This window comes from Saccharopolyspora sp. NPDC047091, from assembly GCF_040643635.1.
In the GTDB taxonomy this organism is placed as follows: Bacteria; Actinomycetota; Actinomycetes; order Mycobacteriales; family Pseudonocardiaceae; genus Saccharopolyspora_C.
Map to the genome: position 1 here is coordinate 11,941 of NZ_JBEYUS010000018.1, position 15,313 is coordinate 27,253.

Annotated in this window: 13 protein-coding genes; 9 read left to right on the top strand and 4 right to left on the bottom strand. The window is 73.7% G+C overall.

The window, feature by feature from the left end; translation table 11 throughout:
- Positions 1 to 41: 41 nt before the first annotated feature.
- On the top strand, positions 42 to 821 hold the full coding sequence (locus ABZ805_RS10900) for a GNAT family N-acyltransferase (protein ID WP_358437573.1): 780 nt from the start codon (positions 42 to 44) through the stop codon (positions 819 to 821).
- The gene (locus ABZ805_RS10905; RefSeq protein ID WP_358437576.1) at positions 818 to 1,660 is read left to right on the top strand and encodes a lysophospholipid acyltransferase family protein; all 843 of its coding nucleotides are present in this window, start codon (positions 818 to 820) and stop codon (positions 1,658 to 1,660) included. Before ABZ805_RS10900 ends, ABZ805_RS10905 begins: the two co-directional genes overlap by 4 nt.
- 240 nt (positions 1,661 to 1,900) lie before the next feature.
- On the opposite strand, the gene ABZ805_RS10910 is transcribed toward ABZ805_RS10905, so the two are convergent.
- Both ABZ805_RS10910 and ABZ805_RS10915 read right to left on the bottom strand, forming a co-directional pair.
- Positions 1,901 to 2,734 (bottom strand): methyltransferase, encoded by an 834-nt coding sequence (locus ABZ805_RS10910; protein WP_358437579.1) that lies wholly within the window; start codon positions 2,732 to 2,734, stop codon positions 1,901 to 1,903.
- The gene (locus ABZ805_RS10915) at positions 2,731 to 3,360 is read right to left on the bottom strand and encodes an SRPBCC family protein (RefSeq protein WP_358437581.1); all 630 of its coding nucleotides are present in this window, start codon (positions 3,358 to 3,360) and stop codon (positions 2,731 to 2,733) included. Before ABZ805_RS10915 ends, ABZ805_RS10910 begins: the two co-directional genes overlap by 4 nt.
- A 140-nt stretch (positions 3,361 to 3,500) precedes the next feature.
- Between ABZ805_RS10915 and ABZ805_RS10920 the strand changes: the two genes are divergently transcribed.
- From ABZ805_RS10920 to mnmA, 3 genes are read left to right on the top strand one after another with little or no spacing between them, the layout of a single operon-like run.
- Positions 3,501 to 4,898: an MFS transporter gene (locus ABZ805_RS10920; protein ID WP_358437584.1), complete on the top strand. Its 1,398-nt coding sequence runs from the start codon at positions 3,501 to 3,503 to the stop codon at positions 4,896 to 4,898.
- A gap of 55 nt (positions 4,899 to 4,953) precedes the next feature.
- Positions 4,954 to 6,186, top strand: a complete 1,233-nt coding sequence (locus tag ABZ805_RS10925) for a cysteine desulfurase family protein (protein ID WP_358437587.1) — start codon at positions 4,954 to 4,956, stop codon at positions 6,184 to 6,186.
- A 4-nt stretch (positions 6,187 to 6,190) separates the two neighbouring features.
- Positions 6,191 to 7,279 (top strand): tRNA 2-thiouridine(34) synthase MnmA, encoded by a 1,089-nt coding sequence (gene mnmA / locus ABZ805_RS10930; protein ID WP_358437590.1) that lies wholly within the window; start codon positions 6,191 to 6,193, stop codon positions 7,277 to 7,279.
- Positions 7,280 to 7,449: 170 nt separating this feature from the next.
- Here the strand turns inward: mnmA and ABZ805_RS10935 are convergent, their stop codons facing one another.
- Complete coding sequence (locus ABZ805_RS10935; protein ID WP_358437592.1) at positions 7,450 to 8,418, bottom strand: ABC transporter substrate-binding protein; 969 nt, start codon at positions 8,416 to 8,418, stop codon at positions 7,450 to 7,452.
- A 128-nt stretch (positions 8,419 to 8,546) separates the two neighbouring features.
- Here ABZ805_RS10935 and ABZ805_RS10940 point away from each other — a divergent pair, with 128 nt between their 5' ends.
- From ABZ805_RS10940 to ligA, 4 genes are all read left to right on the top strand, one after another.
- On the top strand, positions 8,547 to 9,578 hold the full coding sequence (locus tag ABZ805_RS10940) for a methionine synthase (RefSeq protein ID WP_358437595.1): 1,032 nt from the start codon (positions 8,547 to 8,549) through the stop codon (positions 9,576 to 9,578).
- An 87-nt stretch (positions 9,579 to 9,665) separates the two neighbouring features.
- Positions 9,666 to 10,730, top strand: coding sequence for a DUF6461 domain-containing protein (locus ABZ805_RS10945; RefSeq protein ID WP_358437598.1), 1,065 nt, complete (start codon positions 9,666 to 9,668; stop codon positions 10,728 to 10,730).
- Between the two features lie 369 nt (positions 10,731 to 11,099).
- Positions 11,100 to 11,780, top strand: a complete 681-nt coding sequence (locus tag ABZ805_RS10950; protein ID WP_358437601.1) for a hypothetical protein — start codon at positions 11,100 to 11,102, stop codon at positions 11,778 to 11,780.
- Positions 11,781 to 12,016: 236 nt separating this feature from the next.
- Positions 12,017 to 14,143, top strand: a complete 2,127-nt coding sequence (gene ligA / locus ABZ805_RS10955) for an NAD-dependent DNA ligase LigA (RefSeq protein ID WP_358437701.1) — start codon at positions 12,017 to 12,019, stop codon at positions 14,141 to 14,143.
- A gap of 247 nt (positions 14,144 to 14,390) precedes the next feature.
- Here ligA and ABZ805_RS10960 read toward each other — a convergent pair whose 3' ends face one another.
- Positions 14,391 to 15,044, bottom strand: coding sequence for an amino acid-binding protein (locus ABZ805_RS10960; RefSeq protein WP_358437704.1), 654 nt, complete (start codon positions 15,042 to 15,044; stop codon positions 14,391 to 14,393).
- Positions 15,045 to 15,313 lie beyond the last annotated feature (269 nt).

Below are 15,313 nucleotides of genomic sequence, written 5' to 3' on the forward strand. Positions count from 1 at the left end.
GATCTACTGCACTTCCTGCGCGCGGCGATACACCTGCAGGCATGTCCGAGTCGCAGCTGCTTGCCAGCACCGCGCCCGCAGGATCGCCCGCCACCGACGGCGCCCACTACTCGCTGCTCGTCGCCAGGGACACCGAGGAGGTGCGGGCCGCCCAACGCCTGCGCTACCAGGTGTTCGCCGAGGAGATGGGCGCCACCGTGCACGCCGACCTGCCCGGCGTGGAGACCGATCCGTTCGACGACTTCTGCGATCACCTGATCGTCCGCGACGACCGCTCCGGGGCGGTCGTCGGGACCTACCGGATGCTCCCGCCGGAACGCGCGCACGCCGCCGGGAAGCTGTACTCCGAGGGCGAGTTCGACCTGGGCTCGCTCACCTCGCTGCGCCCGGCCCTGGTCGAGACCGGCCGGTCCTGCGTGCACCGCGACCACCGCTCCGGCGCGGTGGTGAGCCTGGTGTGGGCGGGGATCGCCCGCTACATGCTGCTGTCCGGCCACACCTGGCTCGCCGGGTGCGCCTCGGTGCCGCTGGACGACGGCGGGCCGCTCGCGGCGAAGGTGTGGGACACCGTGTCCGCGAAGCACGCCTCGCCGGCCGAGCTGCAGGTGCGGCCCTACCTGCCGTGGGACCCGGACGGGGTGCCGCGCACCCACCGCGGGCCGATGCCGCCGCTGCTGAAGGGCTACCTGCGGCTCGGGGCCTGGGTGTGCGGGCCGCCCGCGCACGACCCGGAGTTCGGGGTCGCGGACTTCTTCGTGCTGCTCAACTTCACCGAGATCGACCAGCGGTACCTGCGGTTCTTCCTGGGCGCGGCGGCATGACGCACCCGTGGTTCCCGGAGTCCCCGTGCGGGCCCGGGTGCCTGCCGGGGCCGGGCGCTCCGCGGGCGGGCACCCACCTGGTGGTGCTGCGGCTGTCCCGAGCGGTCGTGCTCGTGCTGCTGGGGATCGTGCTCGGGGTGGTGTTCGCGCTGCTGCGCGGACCGCTGCGCACCGCGCTGGTGCGGGCCTGGTTCCGGGCGCTGCTGCGCGCGTTCGGCGTGCGGTTCGTGGTGCGCGGCGAGATCGGCGGCGCGGGCTGCCTGGTCGTCACCGACCACGTGTCCTGGCTGGACGTGGTGGCGCTGATGGCGGTGCGGCCGATGCGGCTGCTGGCGAAGACCGAGCTGCGGGACTGGCCGGTGGTGGGGCCGCTGGCGACGCGCGTCGGCACCCTCTACATCGACCGGGAGCGGCTCTCGGCGCTGCCCGCGGCGGTCGGGGCGATCGCGGGCGCGCTGCGCGGCGGTGCGGTCGTCGGCGCCTTCCCGGAGGGCACCACGTGGTGCGGGCGGGCCGCCGGGCGCTACCGGCCCGCGGTGTTCCAGGCCGCGCTGGACGCGGGCGTGCCGGTGCGGCCGGTGGCGCTGCTGTTCCGCACCAGGGCCGGGGAGCCGACGACGGTGGCCGCGTTCGTCGGGGCGGCGACGCTGCTGGAGTCGGTGCTGGCGGTGGCGCGGGCGCGGGACCTGGTGGTGGAGTTCGACGTGCTGCCGGAGCTCCCGCCCGGCCCCAGAGCGGACCTGGCCCGCCGCGCCCAGCACGCCGTCACCCGAGCCACCTCCGCAGCGGACCACCACCCCGCGAACCAGCCCCACCCCCCACTCCCGACAGCAGCCTGACCACCGACGAAGAAGCGACCTCGAACCGAGCACCGCGAGCAGTGTCCTCCTCCTGTCAGCGGCGCAGCCGCTGAGCCGCCGACCACGCATGCAACCGGCACCGCAGCGGGTTCTCAGCGCTTTCCTCGCGAGGACAGCGTTTTCGCCTGTGGCGGAGCCACCGGTGAAAACGATCCCGCAGCGAGGAAAGCGCTGAGGTTCCGCCACCCGCCCCCGAAGGAAAGCCCCCAGGGGAATTCCTCAGCGGTGGCCGAAGGCTTGGACGAAGGCGGGGGCTAGGTCCCAGAACCCCGGATCCCGCAGCATTCGGTCGAATTCCGCCAGCTCGTCCTCCGCCACCCGCCCGTCGGCGAGCAGCCGCCGCGCGGACATCGCCACGCCGCGCCGCCAGAACTCGGCGAGCTCGGTGCCGCCGCGCAGGTGCCAGGTGCCGGTGCGCGCCCCGACGTCCCGGTAGCCGAGTTCGAGCAGCGATCCGGGCTGGCGCCGGGACCAGCCGCTGTCGGTGCCCACGACCTCCTGCAGCAGGTCGCTCCACTGCTGCAGCACCCGGCGGTACACCGGGTTCGGCGAGCCCTCCAGCGGGAACCAGCCGAACGATTCGACCAGCACCACGCCGCCGGGCCGCAGCCAGTTCCGCATCCGGCGCAGCACCTCGTCGCGTTCGCGGAGGTGGGACAGCACCAGCCGGGCGTGGATCACGTCGAACGACTCCGGCGGGAACGCGTCGCGGACCACGTCGTGGCGCAGCACGGTGAGGCCGGGGCGCTGGTGGCGTTCCAGCAGCGAGGTCTCCACGTCGGTGGCGACCACTTCTCCGTCGGGGAGGTGCTCGCACCACCAGCGGGCGATCGACCCGGAGCCGGCGCCGATCTCCAGGCAGCGGGCGTCGGGCCGGGTGCCGAGTTCGGCGAGCAGGCGGGTGGTCTCGGGGTCGAAGATCCGGCACAGCAGGTCGAGCCGCGCCTCTTCGTCGGCGTCCAGGGCGAACAGGGTGTCGCCGTACTTCTCCATCGTCCTCTTCCTGCCGTCGCGGGCGGCCCGGGTGGTCCCGGTGCGCCGAGGTTCGCTCATTCCTCGCCGGTGTAGGCGGCGAGGGTGCGGTCGGCGGCGGCGCGCGCTTCCGGTTCGGGGGTGCCCGCGGCGACGCTCGCCGCGTACCAGGCTTCGGACCCGGCGCGCAGGAACCGCAGGCCTTCCTCGGACGCGAGCCACTGCGGGCCTTCCTCCGGGGTGATCCCGCCTTCGGGCGCCAGGTGGGAGGCGAGGCCGAGCAGCATCGAGTCCCAGCCGAGGCCGACCGCGCCGGGCCCGTACTGCGCCCAGCGTTCCGCGGACACGTGCGCCACGTGCTCCAGCTCCAGTTCGGTGCCGCCGTCGGCGGCGCGCAACCGCACCTCGATCCAGCTCACCTCGCCGCCGAACTCCCAGGTCGCGGCGAAGGAGTGCGGCGGGTCGCAGCGCTGCACGGTGCCGCCCGCGTGCCCTTCCAGCTGGTAGTGGCCGCCGAGTCGCAGGTCTCCGCTGATCGGCAGGAACCAGCGCGCGATCCGGTCGGCGTTCGTCACCGCGTCCCAGACCTCGTCGAGCGGCGCGTCCAACCGTTCGGTGAGCACCGCGACCCGCGCTGGTCCGGTCGCGAGTTCGCGGGTGCCGACGGTGCGCCGCACCGAGTCCAACTGCTGCTGGGCATCGACCATGACCTGCTCCTCCGTGGTGGCGGCTCGCTCCGGGACCAGCCTAGGAGCGACCGCGGGCGTCCGGCCCGGCGCGCGGGGCGCACCGCCGAACGGTGGACCCGGCTGGACTTCGACCGGGGTGCAGGTTGCAGGCTCACCGGGTGACGATCGACGACGAAGCCACCGAGTCCGCCCGTCCGCCGACCAGCGCGCTGTGGAGCCCGCAGCGGCGGAACTTCACCGCCGGGCTCGTCCTCGTCATCACGCTCGCCGCGTTCGAGGCGATGGGCATCGGGACCGCGCTGCCGACGATCGTGCGCGAGTGGGGCGCCGAGCAGTGGTACTCGTGGCCGTTCACGATCTTCATGGCCGCCAGCGCCATCGGCACCGTCGTCGCGGGCCGGGTGTGCGACCGGCGCGGCCCGGCGGTGCCGCTGCTGGTGGCGATGCCGACGTTCGCGGTGGGCCTGGTCATCGCCGGGTTCGCGCCGGGGATGGCGGTGCTGCTGGTCGCCCGCGCGCTGCAGGGGCTCGGCGCGGGGGCGCAGATCGTCGCGCTGTACGTGCTGATCGCCCGCGTCTACCCGGAGCGGGACCGGCCCGCCGCGTTCGGCGCGCTGTCCGCGGCGTGGGTGGTGCCCGCGCTGCTCGGGCCGGTGGTGGCGGGGGCGTTGACCGAGCACGTGGGCTGGCGGTGGGTGTTCCTCGGGCTGGCGCCGCTGATGGTGCTCGGGGCGCTGCTGCTGGTGCCGACGGTGCGGCGGATCGGTTCCGAGGGCGAACCGGAGGCCGCGCCGGTGCCGGGGCTACCGCTGGCGGCGGTGGGGGCCGCGGCCGGGACCGTCGGGTTGAACTGGGCGGCGCAGGACCTGTCCGGTTCGGCCGGGGGAGTGCGGTGGCCGGTGCTGGTGGCGGGCCTGGCAGGGCTGCTGGTGCTGGTGCCCTCGCTGCGGGTGCTGCTGCCGAGCGGTACCGGGACCGGGCGGCCGGGCATCCCGGTGATGGTGCTCGCGCGGGGGCTGCTCGCCGGGGTGTTCTTCACCGCGCAGGCGTTCGTGCCGTTGACCTTGTCGGTGGTGCACGGGTTCTCGCCGACGGCGGCGGGCGTCCCGTTGACCGTCGGTTCGCTCGGCTGGTCGGTCGGGGCGCTGTGGCAGAGCCGCCGGGCCGGTGCGCGCCGGGAGCACCTGGTGGGAGCGGGTCTGGTGCTGGTGGCGATCGCGGTGGCGGGGTTGGTGCTGATCGCCCCGGCGGGCGGTGCGGCGTGGCCGGTGTTCGTGCTGTGGTCGCTCGGCGGGGTCGGGATGGGGCTCGGCGTGGCGAGCACCTCGGTGCGGGTGCTGGGGCTGTCGGCGCCGGAGCAGCGCGGGTTCCACTCCTCGGCGCTGCAGATCTCGGACATGCTCGGGCAGGCGCTGCTGGTGGGGCTCGGCGGCGTGCTGGTGGCCGCGCTGGCCGTGCCGGGAGCGGCCACCGCGGGGGTGGTGCCGCTGGACCTGGGGCTGGCGGTGATCGCCGCGCTCGGCGCCGTCCGCGTGTTCCGCGCCGGTCGGGCGTGACCGAGCCCCTGGCACGGCGAGTCGGTCGACGAGCCTGCATTACCCTGGTAGGGCGATGACTTACCTCGACCACGCCGCCACCACGCCCATGCGGGCGGAAGCGGTCACGGCGATGAGCGAGGCGTTGGCCCGGCTGGGCAACGCCTCGTCCCTGCACACCTCGGGCCGCCGGGCCCGCCGCGCCGTGGAGGAGTCCCGCGAGACCATCGCGACCGCGCTCGGCGCCCGGCCCTCCGAGGTGCTGTTCACCGGCGGCGGCACCGAGAGCGACAACCTCGCGGTGAAGGGCATCTTCTGGGCCCGCCGCGGCCAGGACCCGGCGCGCAACCGGGTGCTGGCGTCCGCGGTGGAGCACCACGCGGTGCTGGACACCGTGGAGTGGCTCGCCGAGCACGAAGGCGCCGACGTCACCTGGCTGCCCGTCGACGAGCACGGCCGGGTGCGTCCGGAGGCGTTCGAGGAGGCGCTGCGCGCCGACCCCGACCGCGTCGCGCTGGCCACCGTGATGTGGGCGAACAACGAGGTCGGCACCGTGAACCCGATCCCCGAGCTCGCCGCGATCGCCGCCCGCTACGGGGTGCCGCTGCACACCGATGCGGTGCAGGCCGTGGACACCGTGCCGGTCGACTTCGCCGCTTCCGGCGCGGCCGCGCTCACCATGACCGGGCACAAGGTCGGCGGCCCCTACGGCGCGGGCGTGCTGCTGCTGGCGCGCGACGTGCCCTGCACCCCGCTGCAGCACGGCGGTGGCCAGGAGCGGGAGGTGCGCTCCGGGACGCTGGACGTGCCCGGGGTGATCGGCCTGGCCGCCGCGACCCGCGAGGCCGTCGAGCAGCGCGCCGCGCACGTGCCCGCGGTCGCCGCGCTGCGCGACGAACTCCTCGCCGGGGTGCGCGCCGCGGTGCCGGACGTGGTGCTCAACGGCGACCCGGACCTGTCGGTGGCGGGCCCGGTGCCCGCGCGGTTGCCCGGCAACGCGCACCTGACCTTCCTCGGCTGCGAGGGCGACAGCCTGCTGATGCTGCTGGACGCGCACGGCATCGAGTGCTCCACCGGTTCCGCCTGCACCGCGGGCGTCGCCGAACCGAGCCACGTGCTGCTGGCGATGGGGGCCGAACCGCGGGCGGCGCGCAGCTCGCTGCGGTTCTCCTTGGGACACGACTCCACCGGCGCCGACGTGCGGGCGCTGACCGAGGCCATCGGGCCGGTGGTGGAACGAGCGCGCAACGCCGGGCTGACCGGGTTGCGCCGGGCGGCGGCGAAGACGACCGCCACGACGGAGGTGTGAGGCAGTGCGAGTACTTGCTGCGATGAGCGGCGGGGTGGACTCCGCGGTCGCCGCGGCCCGCGCGGTGGAGGCCGGGCACGACGTGACCGGCGTGCACCTGGCGCTGTCGGCGAAACCCGGCACGCTGCGCACCGGCGCCCGCGGCTGCTGCACCATCGAGGACTCGCGGGACGCGCGCCGCGCCGCCGACATCCTCGGCATCCCGTTCTACGTGTGGGACTTCGCCGAGCGGTTCACCGAGGAGGTCATCGAGACCTTCGTCGGCGAGTACGCCGCCGGGCGGACCCCGAACCCGTGCCTCACCTGCAACGAGAAGATCAAGTTCGAGGCGTTGCTGGAGAAGGCGATGGCGCTCGGCTTCGACGCGGTGTGCACCGGGCACTACGCCCGGCTCGTCGTGCAGGACGGCGTGCCGGAGCTGCGGCGCAGCCGCGACGAGGGCAAGGACCAGTCCTACGTGCTGGCCTCGCTGACGGCCGAGCAGCTGCGGCACTCGATGTTCCCGCTGGGAGGCTCGCTGAAGTCCGAGGTGCGGGCCGAGGCCGAACTCCGCGACCTGGCCGTCGCGCAGAAGCCGGACAGCCACGACATCTGCTTCATCCCGGACGGCGACACCCGGTCGTTCCTGGAGTCGAAGCTGGGCCAGGCCCCCGGCGAGCTGGTGGACGCCGAGACGGGCGCGGTGCTGGGCAAGCACACCGGGGTGCACGGGTTCACCGTCGGGCAGCGCAAGGGCCTCGGCATCGAGGCGCCCGCGCCGGACGGGAAGCCGCGCTACGTGCTGTCGCTGGAACCCGTGTCGGGCACCGTGAAGGTCGGTTCGGCCGATCACCTCGGGGTGACCGGGATCGACGCGAAGCGCCCGATCTGGCCGTCGGAGCGGGAGCTCGACGGGTCCACGGAGTGCGTGGTGCAGGTGCGCGCGCACGGCGGCACCGCGGGCGCGGTCGCCGAGGTCGCGGACGGCGGCCTGCGCGTGGAGCTCACCGAACCGCTGCGCGGCGTCGCCCCCGGGCAGGCGATCGTCCTCTACCGCCCGGAGCCCGAGGGCGACCTCGTCCTGGGCAGCGGCCTCATCTCGGCAACCCGCTGATCGCCTGTTCTCGCTGCTTCCGCCGCGTAGTGGTCAGGTGGCGGAACCTCAGCGGCTTCCTCGCTGACGGGAAACCGACATGACCCGCCGGGCAGGTACGGAGACGACCACCTCAGGTGAATGGCCCATTCGCCCCGTCCTCTTGGGCGGGTGGGCCATTCACCTCGGGGTCAGCGGGTCTTGAGGATCGCTTCGAGCTCGTCCAGCGCCGCGACGGCCTGGGAGTAGCCGAAGACGTACAGGTTGTGGAACGGGATGCCGCGCCGCTCGCGAACGGCGGGCAGGTTCTGGAACGCGCCCTGCCCGAGCAGCGCCTCCATCGCCGGTTCCGCGGAGCCGTCCGGGTTCACCTGGTACAGCAGCACATCGGTGTCGTTGAGCACGCCCAGCTGCTCGTAGGAGTGCTCGACGGCGCTGCCGGTCCTGCCTTCCGCGGCGGAGCCGAACCGGGCGCCCGCCTCGGCCAGCACCACGCCGCTCCACGAGTCCGGCAGGCACAGGTTCCAGCTGCCCGAGCTGAACGAGGCCACCAGGTTGAACCGGGTGCGGCCCAGCGCGTCCGCGTACGTCTCGCGGATCTTCTTCGCCCGCGCGAGGTAGTCGTCGCGCAGCCGGTTCATCGGCTCCGGCCGGTTCACGATGTTCGCGGCCTGCAACGCCATCTCCTGCCACTCGCCGGACACCCGGGAGGTGAGGATGACGGTCGGCGCGATGCCGGACAGCTGCTCGTAGGTGCTGCCGCCGGTGAGGGTGAACGCGCTGTTGCCGATGATCAGGTCGGGGTGCATGGAGATCACCCGTTCCATCTCCGGCTGGTAGCCGCCGACGCGGGGCAGCTGGTCGTAGGCCGCCTTGTGCTGCTGCGGCATCCAGTCGTCCAGGCCGTCGACGGTGGCGGCGGGCCGGATGCCCACGTCCAGCAGCGCGATGGTGGCGTACTGGTCGAGGCACACGACGCGCTGCGGGTCGGCCGGGATGGTCACCGGGCCGAGGTGCGAGTCGACGCTGCGGGTCGCCCCTTCGGGCTGGGCGGCACCGCCGCCTCCCGCGCACCCCGCGGCGCCCAGCACGGCGAGCGCCCCCGCGGCTTGCAGCAATCCGCGGCGCGAGAGTGCGGACGTCCCGGACGACAGCGGCATGGAGTACTCCTTCGCAGAACCGGCGCGCCCGAGCGGGTGACACCGAAGGGCGGTAAGCATGGTTAGCCTAACCTAGCGTGCGCATCCCTCCTGCCGGTCCGCCCGTGGACGCCGCCGATAATGGGGGCGTGAGTGACGCAGCGTGGAACCCCGGGATCGCGACCGCCATCGGCTCGATGCCGGGAACCGATCCGCTGGAAGCCGCCCGGACCGTGCTGGGCGAGCTCCCGGACCTGATGCCGTTCCCGGAACTGCCCGCGCGCGGAGTCGGCGCCGACATCCTCGGCCGCACCGCCGGGCTGCTCGTCGACCTGGCCGTCGAGGTGGTGCCCTCCGGTTACCGCGTCGCGGGCCGACCCGGCCGGGACCACCGGCGGGCGCTGGACCTGCTGCGCTGGGACCTGGACGCCGTCGAGCAGGCCGTCGCCGAAGCCGGTGCGCCGCGCGCGGTGAAGGTGCAGGCCGCGGGCCCGTGGACGCTGGCGGCGGGCATCGAGCTGGAGCGCGGGCACCGGGTGCTCACCGATCCCGGCGCGCTGCGGGACTTCGCCGAATCCCTCGGGGAAGGACTCCGGGTGCACGCCGCGCAGGTCGCCGCCCGCACCGGCGCACCCGTCGTGGTGCAGCTGGACGAGCCGTCGTTGCCCGCGGTGCTCGCCGGGAACCTGCCCACCCCGTCCGGCTACGGCCAGGTGCCCGCGGTGCCCGGCCCGGAGGCGCAGCGGCTGCTCGCGGACCTGATCGACGGTCTCGCCGCCGCCACCGGGCAGCCGGTGATCGTGCACTGCTGCGCGGCCCGGCCGCCGGTGCGGCTGCTGCGCGGCGCGGGCGCCGGGACGATCGCGCTGGACGCGACCGGGCTCGGCTCGGTCACCGGGGCGTTCGCCGACGAGCTCGGCGAAGCGTGGGAGGAGGGCACCCGGCTGCTGCTCGGCCTCGTCCCCGGCACCGACCCGGAGCACCGCCCGGATCCGCGGGACCTGGCCCGGCCCGGGCTGGAACTGGCCGCCCGCCTCGGTTTCGCGCCGAAGGCGCTGCTGGAACGCGCCGCGGTGAGCCCGTCCTGCGGGCTGGCCGGCGCCTCGCCCGAGTGGGCTCGGCGGGCGCCCGCGGTGGCGCGACAGGTCAACGAGGTGTTCGCCGAAGCGGCGGAACGCTAGCGGTGGCGCGGAGAATCCTCCTGATGGGCAAGATCGTTCATGCCGTTCACGTCACCTGAATGTCCCAGTGATGGTAAGAAACCAGACGTGTCGAACACCGGGGAAGTCGAGCGGTTCGGATGGGTGCACCGCAGCACCGTCCAGGACGCCGCGTGCCTGACCTTCGTGCGCGGCACCGGTCTCGACGCGATCGCGGGCCGGTTCGGCGCCATCACCGAGCACCGGCGCCCGCTGGACTTCGACGAGTACTGCGAAGAGGCCTTCGCGCACCAGGACCGGTATCCGGTGATCGGGCTGCGCAGCGCCGGGGACTGGACGCTGGTCGCCGAGGACGGCGGATTCCAGGGCAGCAGACCGGAAGTGCTGCGCCGCGTCAGCCGCGGCACCGAGGTGGTCTCGGCGTTCTGGAACGTCAACGGGCTCACCCAGTTCAGCCACGCCGTGGACGGCGAGGTGCGCACCTCCTTCGAAGCGCTGATGCCCGCGTTCCGCCAGGGCACCCGGCCGGACGGCCTGGAGGAGGTCCGCGCCGGGCTCCCGTGGGCGGGCAGCGGACCGGGGGAGCGCGGCGCCGACACGATCGAGCTGATGCTGGCGCTGGCCGCCCGGGTCACCGGGGAACCGCTGACGCCCGAGTGGTTCGAGGGCGACTTCGCCACCTACCCGGTCGCGGCTTGGCCGCTGGACCTGCCGAGCTCCCCGGAGGCGCTGCTCGACGAGGTGGGGCTGGACCAGATCGGCATCCGGCCCGCCGCCGAGGACTTCGAGGTCGACTCCGCCGAACTGCTCGACCTGGTGCGCAACGCCGGTCCCGCCCGGTGCAGGCGGGCCGCGGTGAGCGTGGCGCGGCACGTGCTGGACCTGACCGCGGGCCACGACCAGCTGGTGGTGGCGGCGACGCTGCGCGGTCTGGAGAACGGCGCGGAACCGGACGCCACCGCGATCGGCGAGGTGGTGCGGCTGCGGCGCTGGGAGCTGCACCGGGCGCCGGTGACGAGCGTGGACCGGGCGCGGGTGCGGGCGCTGGAAGTGCTGCGGCAGGCCACGAACCGCGATCCGCTGACCGCGCTGCTCGGCGCGCTGGCCGAGGCGGGGCGGTTGCGGATCGAACGCCGCGACCTGACCGACCTGGTGACCGCGGCGCTGGGGTGAGCCGGTCGCCGGGTCATTCCGGCGGCGATGTTCATCCGACTGCGAGGTCGTTCCGGCTGCGTGGTCGATCGGGCCGCGAGGTTGATCGGGCTGCGTGGTCGATCGGGCCGCGAGGTTGATCGGGCTGCGTGATTGATGCGGCTCCGGGTCGATCCGGGTCCGGCGACGAAGTCGATCCGGCTGTCGGGTCGTTCCGGCTGCGAGGTCGACGCGGGCGTTGAGCCGGTGTTGCCGCCGATCCGCGCATCGGCGGACCGCGGCGCCGGGACGGTCGGGACTCCGGCGCCGCGCGGTCCCGAATTCCCGTTGCGGTACGGGGATCTTCCGGAACGCCCGCGGCGCCCGGGGTCCGGGCGGCACAATGGGGGGATGCTGAGGTTCTTCCGCCGCCGCGCCGACCAGGACGCGCCCGACGAGGTCGACGACGTGGCCGCCGATGCGCGGGCGAAGGCCGCGGAGTTCTGGCGCCGCTGGGACGAACTGCTCCCGGAGCTCGCCGCGGCCCTCGGCGAGGGGAACCCGCAACAGCTGGACGAGGAGCTCGCCGCGGCCGTCACCGCGCTGCACCCCGACCTGGCGTTCTCGGTGGAGCAGGGCGAGCGCACCTCGTACGCGCTCGTCGTCAGCGGCCAGGGCGATCCGCGGGTGCGGCCCTACACCGATGCCTGGCTGGCCGCCGCGCCCCGGGGCGACCTGCTGTTCGAGTACCACGACGCGGTGCCCCCGGTGCCGGACCCGACGCAGGTCACGGTGAACCTGGCGGGCGAGCGCTACCGGTTGGCCGAGGTGCGGGTGTTCGCCCAGGTCGACGAGGCCGGAGGATTGGTGGACGTGGCCGTCCACCACCCGGGTTTCGCCGAGCTGGAGCCCGCGGCCCGCTCGGCGCTGACGTTCCTGCCGCTGGACGCGGCGCTCGGCGAGCGGCTCGCCGCGGACCGGCTCGGCAGGGTGGAGACCGCCGAGCGGGAACCGCAGGGCGCGGTGGGCCTGCTGGAGTTCCGCGAGCTGGTGCGCGGCCTGGCCGCCGCCGCGCCGGACGACGCGGAGTGACCCCGCCCCTCGCCCGGAACGGTGGTCCGGGACGCCCGCCGGTGGCCCGCGGTGATCGCACCGCCCGGGCGCGCCGCGCTGCCGGGTGATCCGCGCGAGGTGTCGGGGCCGCTGGTTAGGCTCAGTGCGTGACCAGCAAGGACCGCGCCGGTAGCGCTTCCGGCGAGAAGACCGGCCCCACGACCGACCCGACCGGGCCTGAGCAGGGCGGAACCGCCGCGAACCCGGATGCGGACCTGCCCGCCGACCCGGTCGCCGACACCGCCGTCGACGAGGCGGAGGGCGTGGAGGACGTGCCCGCCGACGTGCGGGAGCACTACGCGGCGCTGGCCGAGGAGGTCCGCGGTCACCAGTTCCGGTACTACGTGCTCGACTCGCCCACCATCGCCGACTCCGAGTTCGACGAGCGGTTCACGGCACTGCAGCGGCTCGAAGCCGAGCACCCCGCGCTGCGCACCCCCGACTCGCCGACGCAGACCGTCGGCGGCACCTTCTCCACCGAGTTCACCGCCGTGGACCACCTGGAGCGGATGCTCAGCCTGGACAACGCCTTCGACACCGAGGAGCTGCGCGCCTGGGTGGACCGGGTGGAGCGCGAGGTCGGCACCGACGTGCACTACCTGTGCGAGCTGAAGATCGACGGGCTGGCGATCAACCTGCTGTACCGGGACGGGAAGCTGGAGCGCGCGCTCACCCGCGGCGACGGCCGCACCGGCGAGGACGTGACGCTCAACGTGCGCACCATGGGCGACGTGCCCACCGAGCTGCACGGCACCGACGAGTACCCGGTGCCCGCGCTGGTGGAGGTGCGCGGCGAGGTGTTCTTCCGCGTCGAGGAGTTCGCCGAGCTGAACGCGGCGCTGGTCGACGCGGGCAAGTCCCCGTTCGCGAACCCGCGCAACGCGGCCGCCGGTTCGCTGCGGCAGAAGGACCCGCGCGTCACCCGCCGCCGCCCGCTGCGGCTGATCTGCCACGGCCTCGGCAAGCGGGAGGGCTTCGAACCGGGCAGGCAGTCCGAGTCCTACGCCGCGCTGAAGGCCTGGGGCCTGCCGGTGTCCCGGCACACCCGCGTTCTGTCCACTGTGGACGAGATCGTGGAGCACGTCCGGTACTGGGGCGAGAACCGGGACACCGCCGAGCACGAGATCGACGGCGTCGTCATCAAGGTCGACGAGGTGTCGCTGCAACGCCGCCTCGGCACCACCTCCCGCGCCCCGCGCTGGTCCATCGCCTACAAGTACCCGCCGGAGCAGGCCACCACGACGCTGCGCGACATCAAGGTCAACGTCGGCCGCACCGGCCGCGTCACCCCCTACGCCGAGATGGAACCCGTCAAGGTCGCGGGCTCCACCGTCTCCATGGCCACCCTGCACAACTCCGACGAAGTGCGGCGCAAGGGCGTGCTCATCGGCGACCGCGTCGTCATCCGCAAGGCGGGCGACGTCATCCCCGAAGTGCTCGGTCCCGTCGTCGACGTCCGCGACGGCCGCGAACGCGAGTTCGTGATGCCCGCCGAATGCCCCGAATGCGGCGCCACCCTGCACCGGCAGAAGGAAGGCGACGTCGACATCCGGTGCCCCAACTCCCGGTCCTGCCCCGCGCAGCTGCGGGAACGGCTGTTCCACCTCGCCGGGCGCGGCGCCTTCGACATCGAAGCCATGGGCTACGAATCCGCCGTCGCCCTGCTGTCCTCCGGCGTGCTCGTCGACGAAGGCGACGTGTTCGACCTCGGCGAGGACGAGCTGCTGCGCACCGAGCTGTTCCGCACCCAGAAGGGCGAGCTGTCGGCGAACGGCGCCAAGCTCCTCAAGAACCTCGCCGCCGCCAAGGAGAAACCGCTGTGGCGGGTGCTCGTGGCGCTCTCCATCCGGCACGTCGGCCCCACCGCCGCCCAGGCCCTGGCCCGCGAGTTCGGCTCGCTCGAACGCATCGACGACGCCGCCGAGGAGGAGATCGCCGCCGTCGACGGCGTCGGCCCCACCATCGCCACCGCCGTCCGCGAGTGGTTCGAGGTGGACTGGCACCGCGAAGTCGTCCGCAAGTGGCGCGCCGCGGGCGTCCGGATGGCCGACGAGCAGGACGAGAGCGTGCCGCGCACCCTCACCGGCCTGTCCATCGTGGTCACCGGATCGCTCGAAACCTACTCCCGGGACGAGGCCAAGGAGTTCATCATGGCCCGCGGCGGCCGCGCCGCCGGATCCGTGTCGAAGAAGACCGCGTTCGTCGTCGTCGGCGACTCGCCCGGCTCCAAGTATGACAAGGCCGTGCAGCTGAAGGTGCCGGTGCTGGACGAGACCGGATTCCGGGTGCTCCTGGAACAAGGCCCAGAAGCAGCATCTTCCGCGGCGCTCGAGGTTGAGTGATCGGATCGCCCTGCGATAGGGGCGGGTGGCGGAACCTCAGCGCTTTCCTCGCTGCGGGATCGATTTCCCAAGTGGCTCCGCCACGAGGGAAATCGCTGTCCTCGCGAGGAAAGCGCTGAGAACCCGCGGGTGGTCCTTTTGCTCTGGTGGTCGCTGCTCAGCGGCTTCGCCGCTGATAGGAGAAGAGCGAAAGGCTTCGGCGGTGCCGGTTGTTCGGCTCGTTCGCCGTTGGCGGCGAGCGAGCTGGTCAGCCGTCGAGGACCACCGAGACGATGCCGGCGAGGTGGGCGAGCCTGGCGACCTCGGCGGCGCGGAACATGGGGCCGCCGGGGCGGCCGGCGAGCAGGACGCGGTCCGGCTTGCCGATCGGCGTCGCCGCCAGCTCGGTGCCCAGCTCCTGCCACGTCTCCGGCACCCACAGCTCGTCGCCGTCCAGGATCGTGGCCCGCGGCAGCGGTAACCACGGCAGTTCGAGGTAGCCCTCCTGCGGGGCCGACGAGCTCGCGGCCAGCTGCTCGGCGCCGCCCGAGTGGTGGCCGAACACGATGGCCCAGCCCGACCGGATGATCTTCGGGACGCCTTCGGCGAAGATCTGCAGCCCGTTGCCCGGATCCGCGGCGATGTCCTCCACGAGCTCCAGCTCGCGGTGGGTGTCCAGCACGCCCGCGTACGGGCGGACCGCGTCGACCTCCACGCCGTCCACCGACTCCGCGGCGGTGATCAGGATGTCCGGGAGGCGGCCCGACGGCAGTTCGACGACCATGTCGTCGATCGCCACGTCCCCGCCGCGCTCCACCACGTCGACGCTGAGGATGTCGGCGCCGATCTCGCCGAGTGCGGATGCGACCGCCCCCAGCACACCCGGACGGTCCGGTATCTGCACCCGGATCAGGAAGGACACCGGACTCAACGCCTCCAGCTTCGCGCGCGGAACCTCGCCGTCCGCGCTCCCCGCACCGCACACGGCCGCACGCGGAGGCCACCGTGCGCCCGGCGGGCGGGGCAAATTGTGGCAGACACCGCACCCTATCGGTGCGACCGGCGTTCGTGTAGTGGAACGAGCACGGCATTCGCGAGGTTCCCGCCCAGGTCTCCGGCCCCGCGCCCGCTGTCCACGATGTGCGCGCCGACGTCCACGATGCGGGAGGCGGCCGGTAGCCGGCGCGGTCG

Excerpts from the sequence above, each read along its gene's own strand:
- ABZ805_RS10910 (WP_358437579.1), bottom strand. The coding sequence starts at position 2,734 with ATGAGCGAACCTCGGCGCACCGGGACCACCCGGGCCGCCCGCGACGGC.
- ABZ805_RS10935 (WP_358437592.1), bottom strand. The coding sequence starts at position 8,418 with ATGCCGCTGTCGTCCGGGACGTCCGCACTCTCGCGCCGCGGATTGCTG.
- ABZ805_RS10900 (WP_358437573.1), top strand. The coding sequence starts at position 42 with ATGTCCGAGTCGCAGCTGCTTGCCAGCACCGCGCCCGCAGGATCGCCC.
- ABZ805_RS10950 (WP_358437601.1), top strand. The coding sequence starts at position 11,100 with ATGCTGAGGTTCTTCCGCCGCCGCGCCGACCAGGACGCGCCCGACGAG.
- ABZ805_RS10925 (WP_358437587.1), top strand. The coding sequence starts at position 4,954 with ATGACTTACCTCGACCACGCCGCCACCACGCCCATGCGGGCGGAAGCG.
- ABZ805_RS10905 (WP_358437576.1), top strand. The coding sequence starts at position 818 with ATGACGCACCCGTGGTTCCCGGAGTCCCCGTGCGGGCCCGGGTGCCTG.
- ABZ805_RS10915 (WP_358437581.1), bottom strand. The coding sequence starts at position 3,360 with ATGGTCGATGCCCAGCAGCAGTTGGACTCGGTGCGGCGCACCGTCGGC.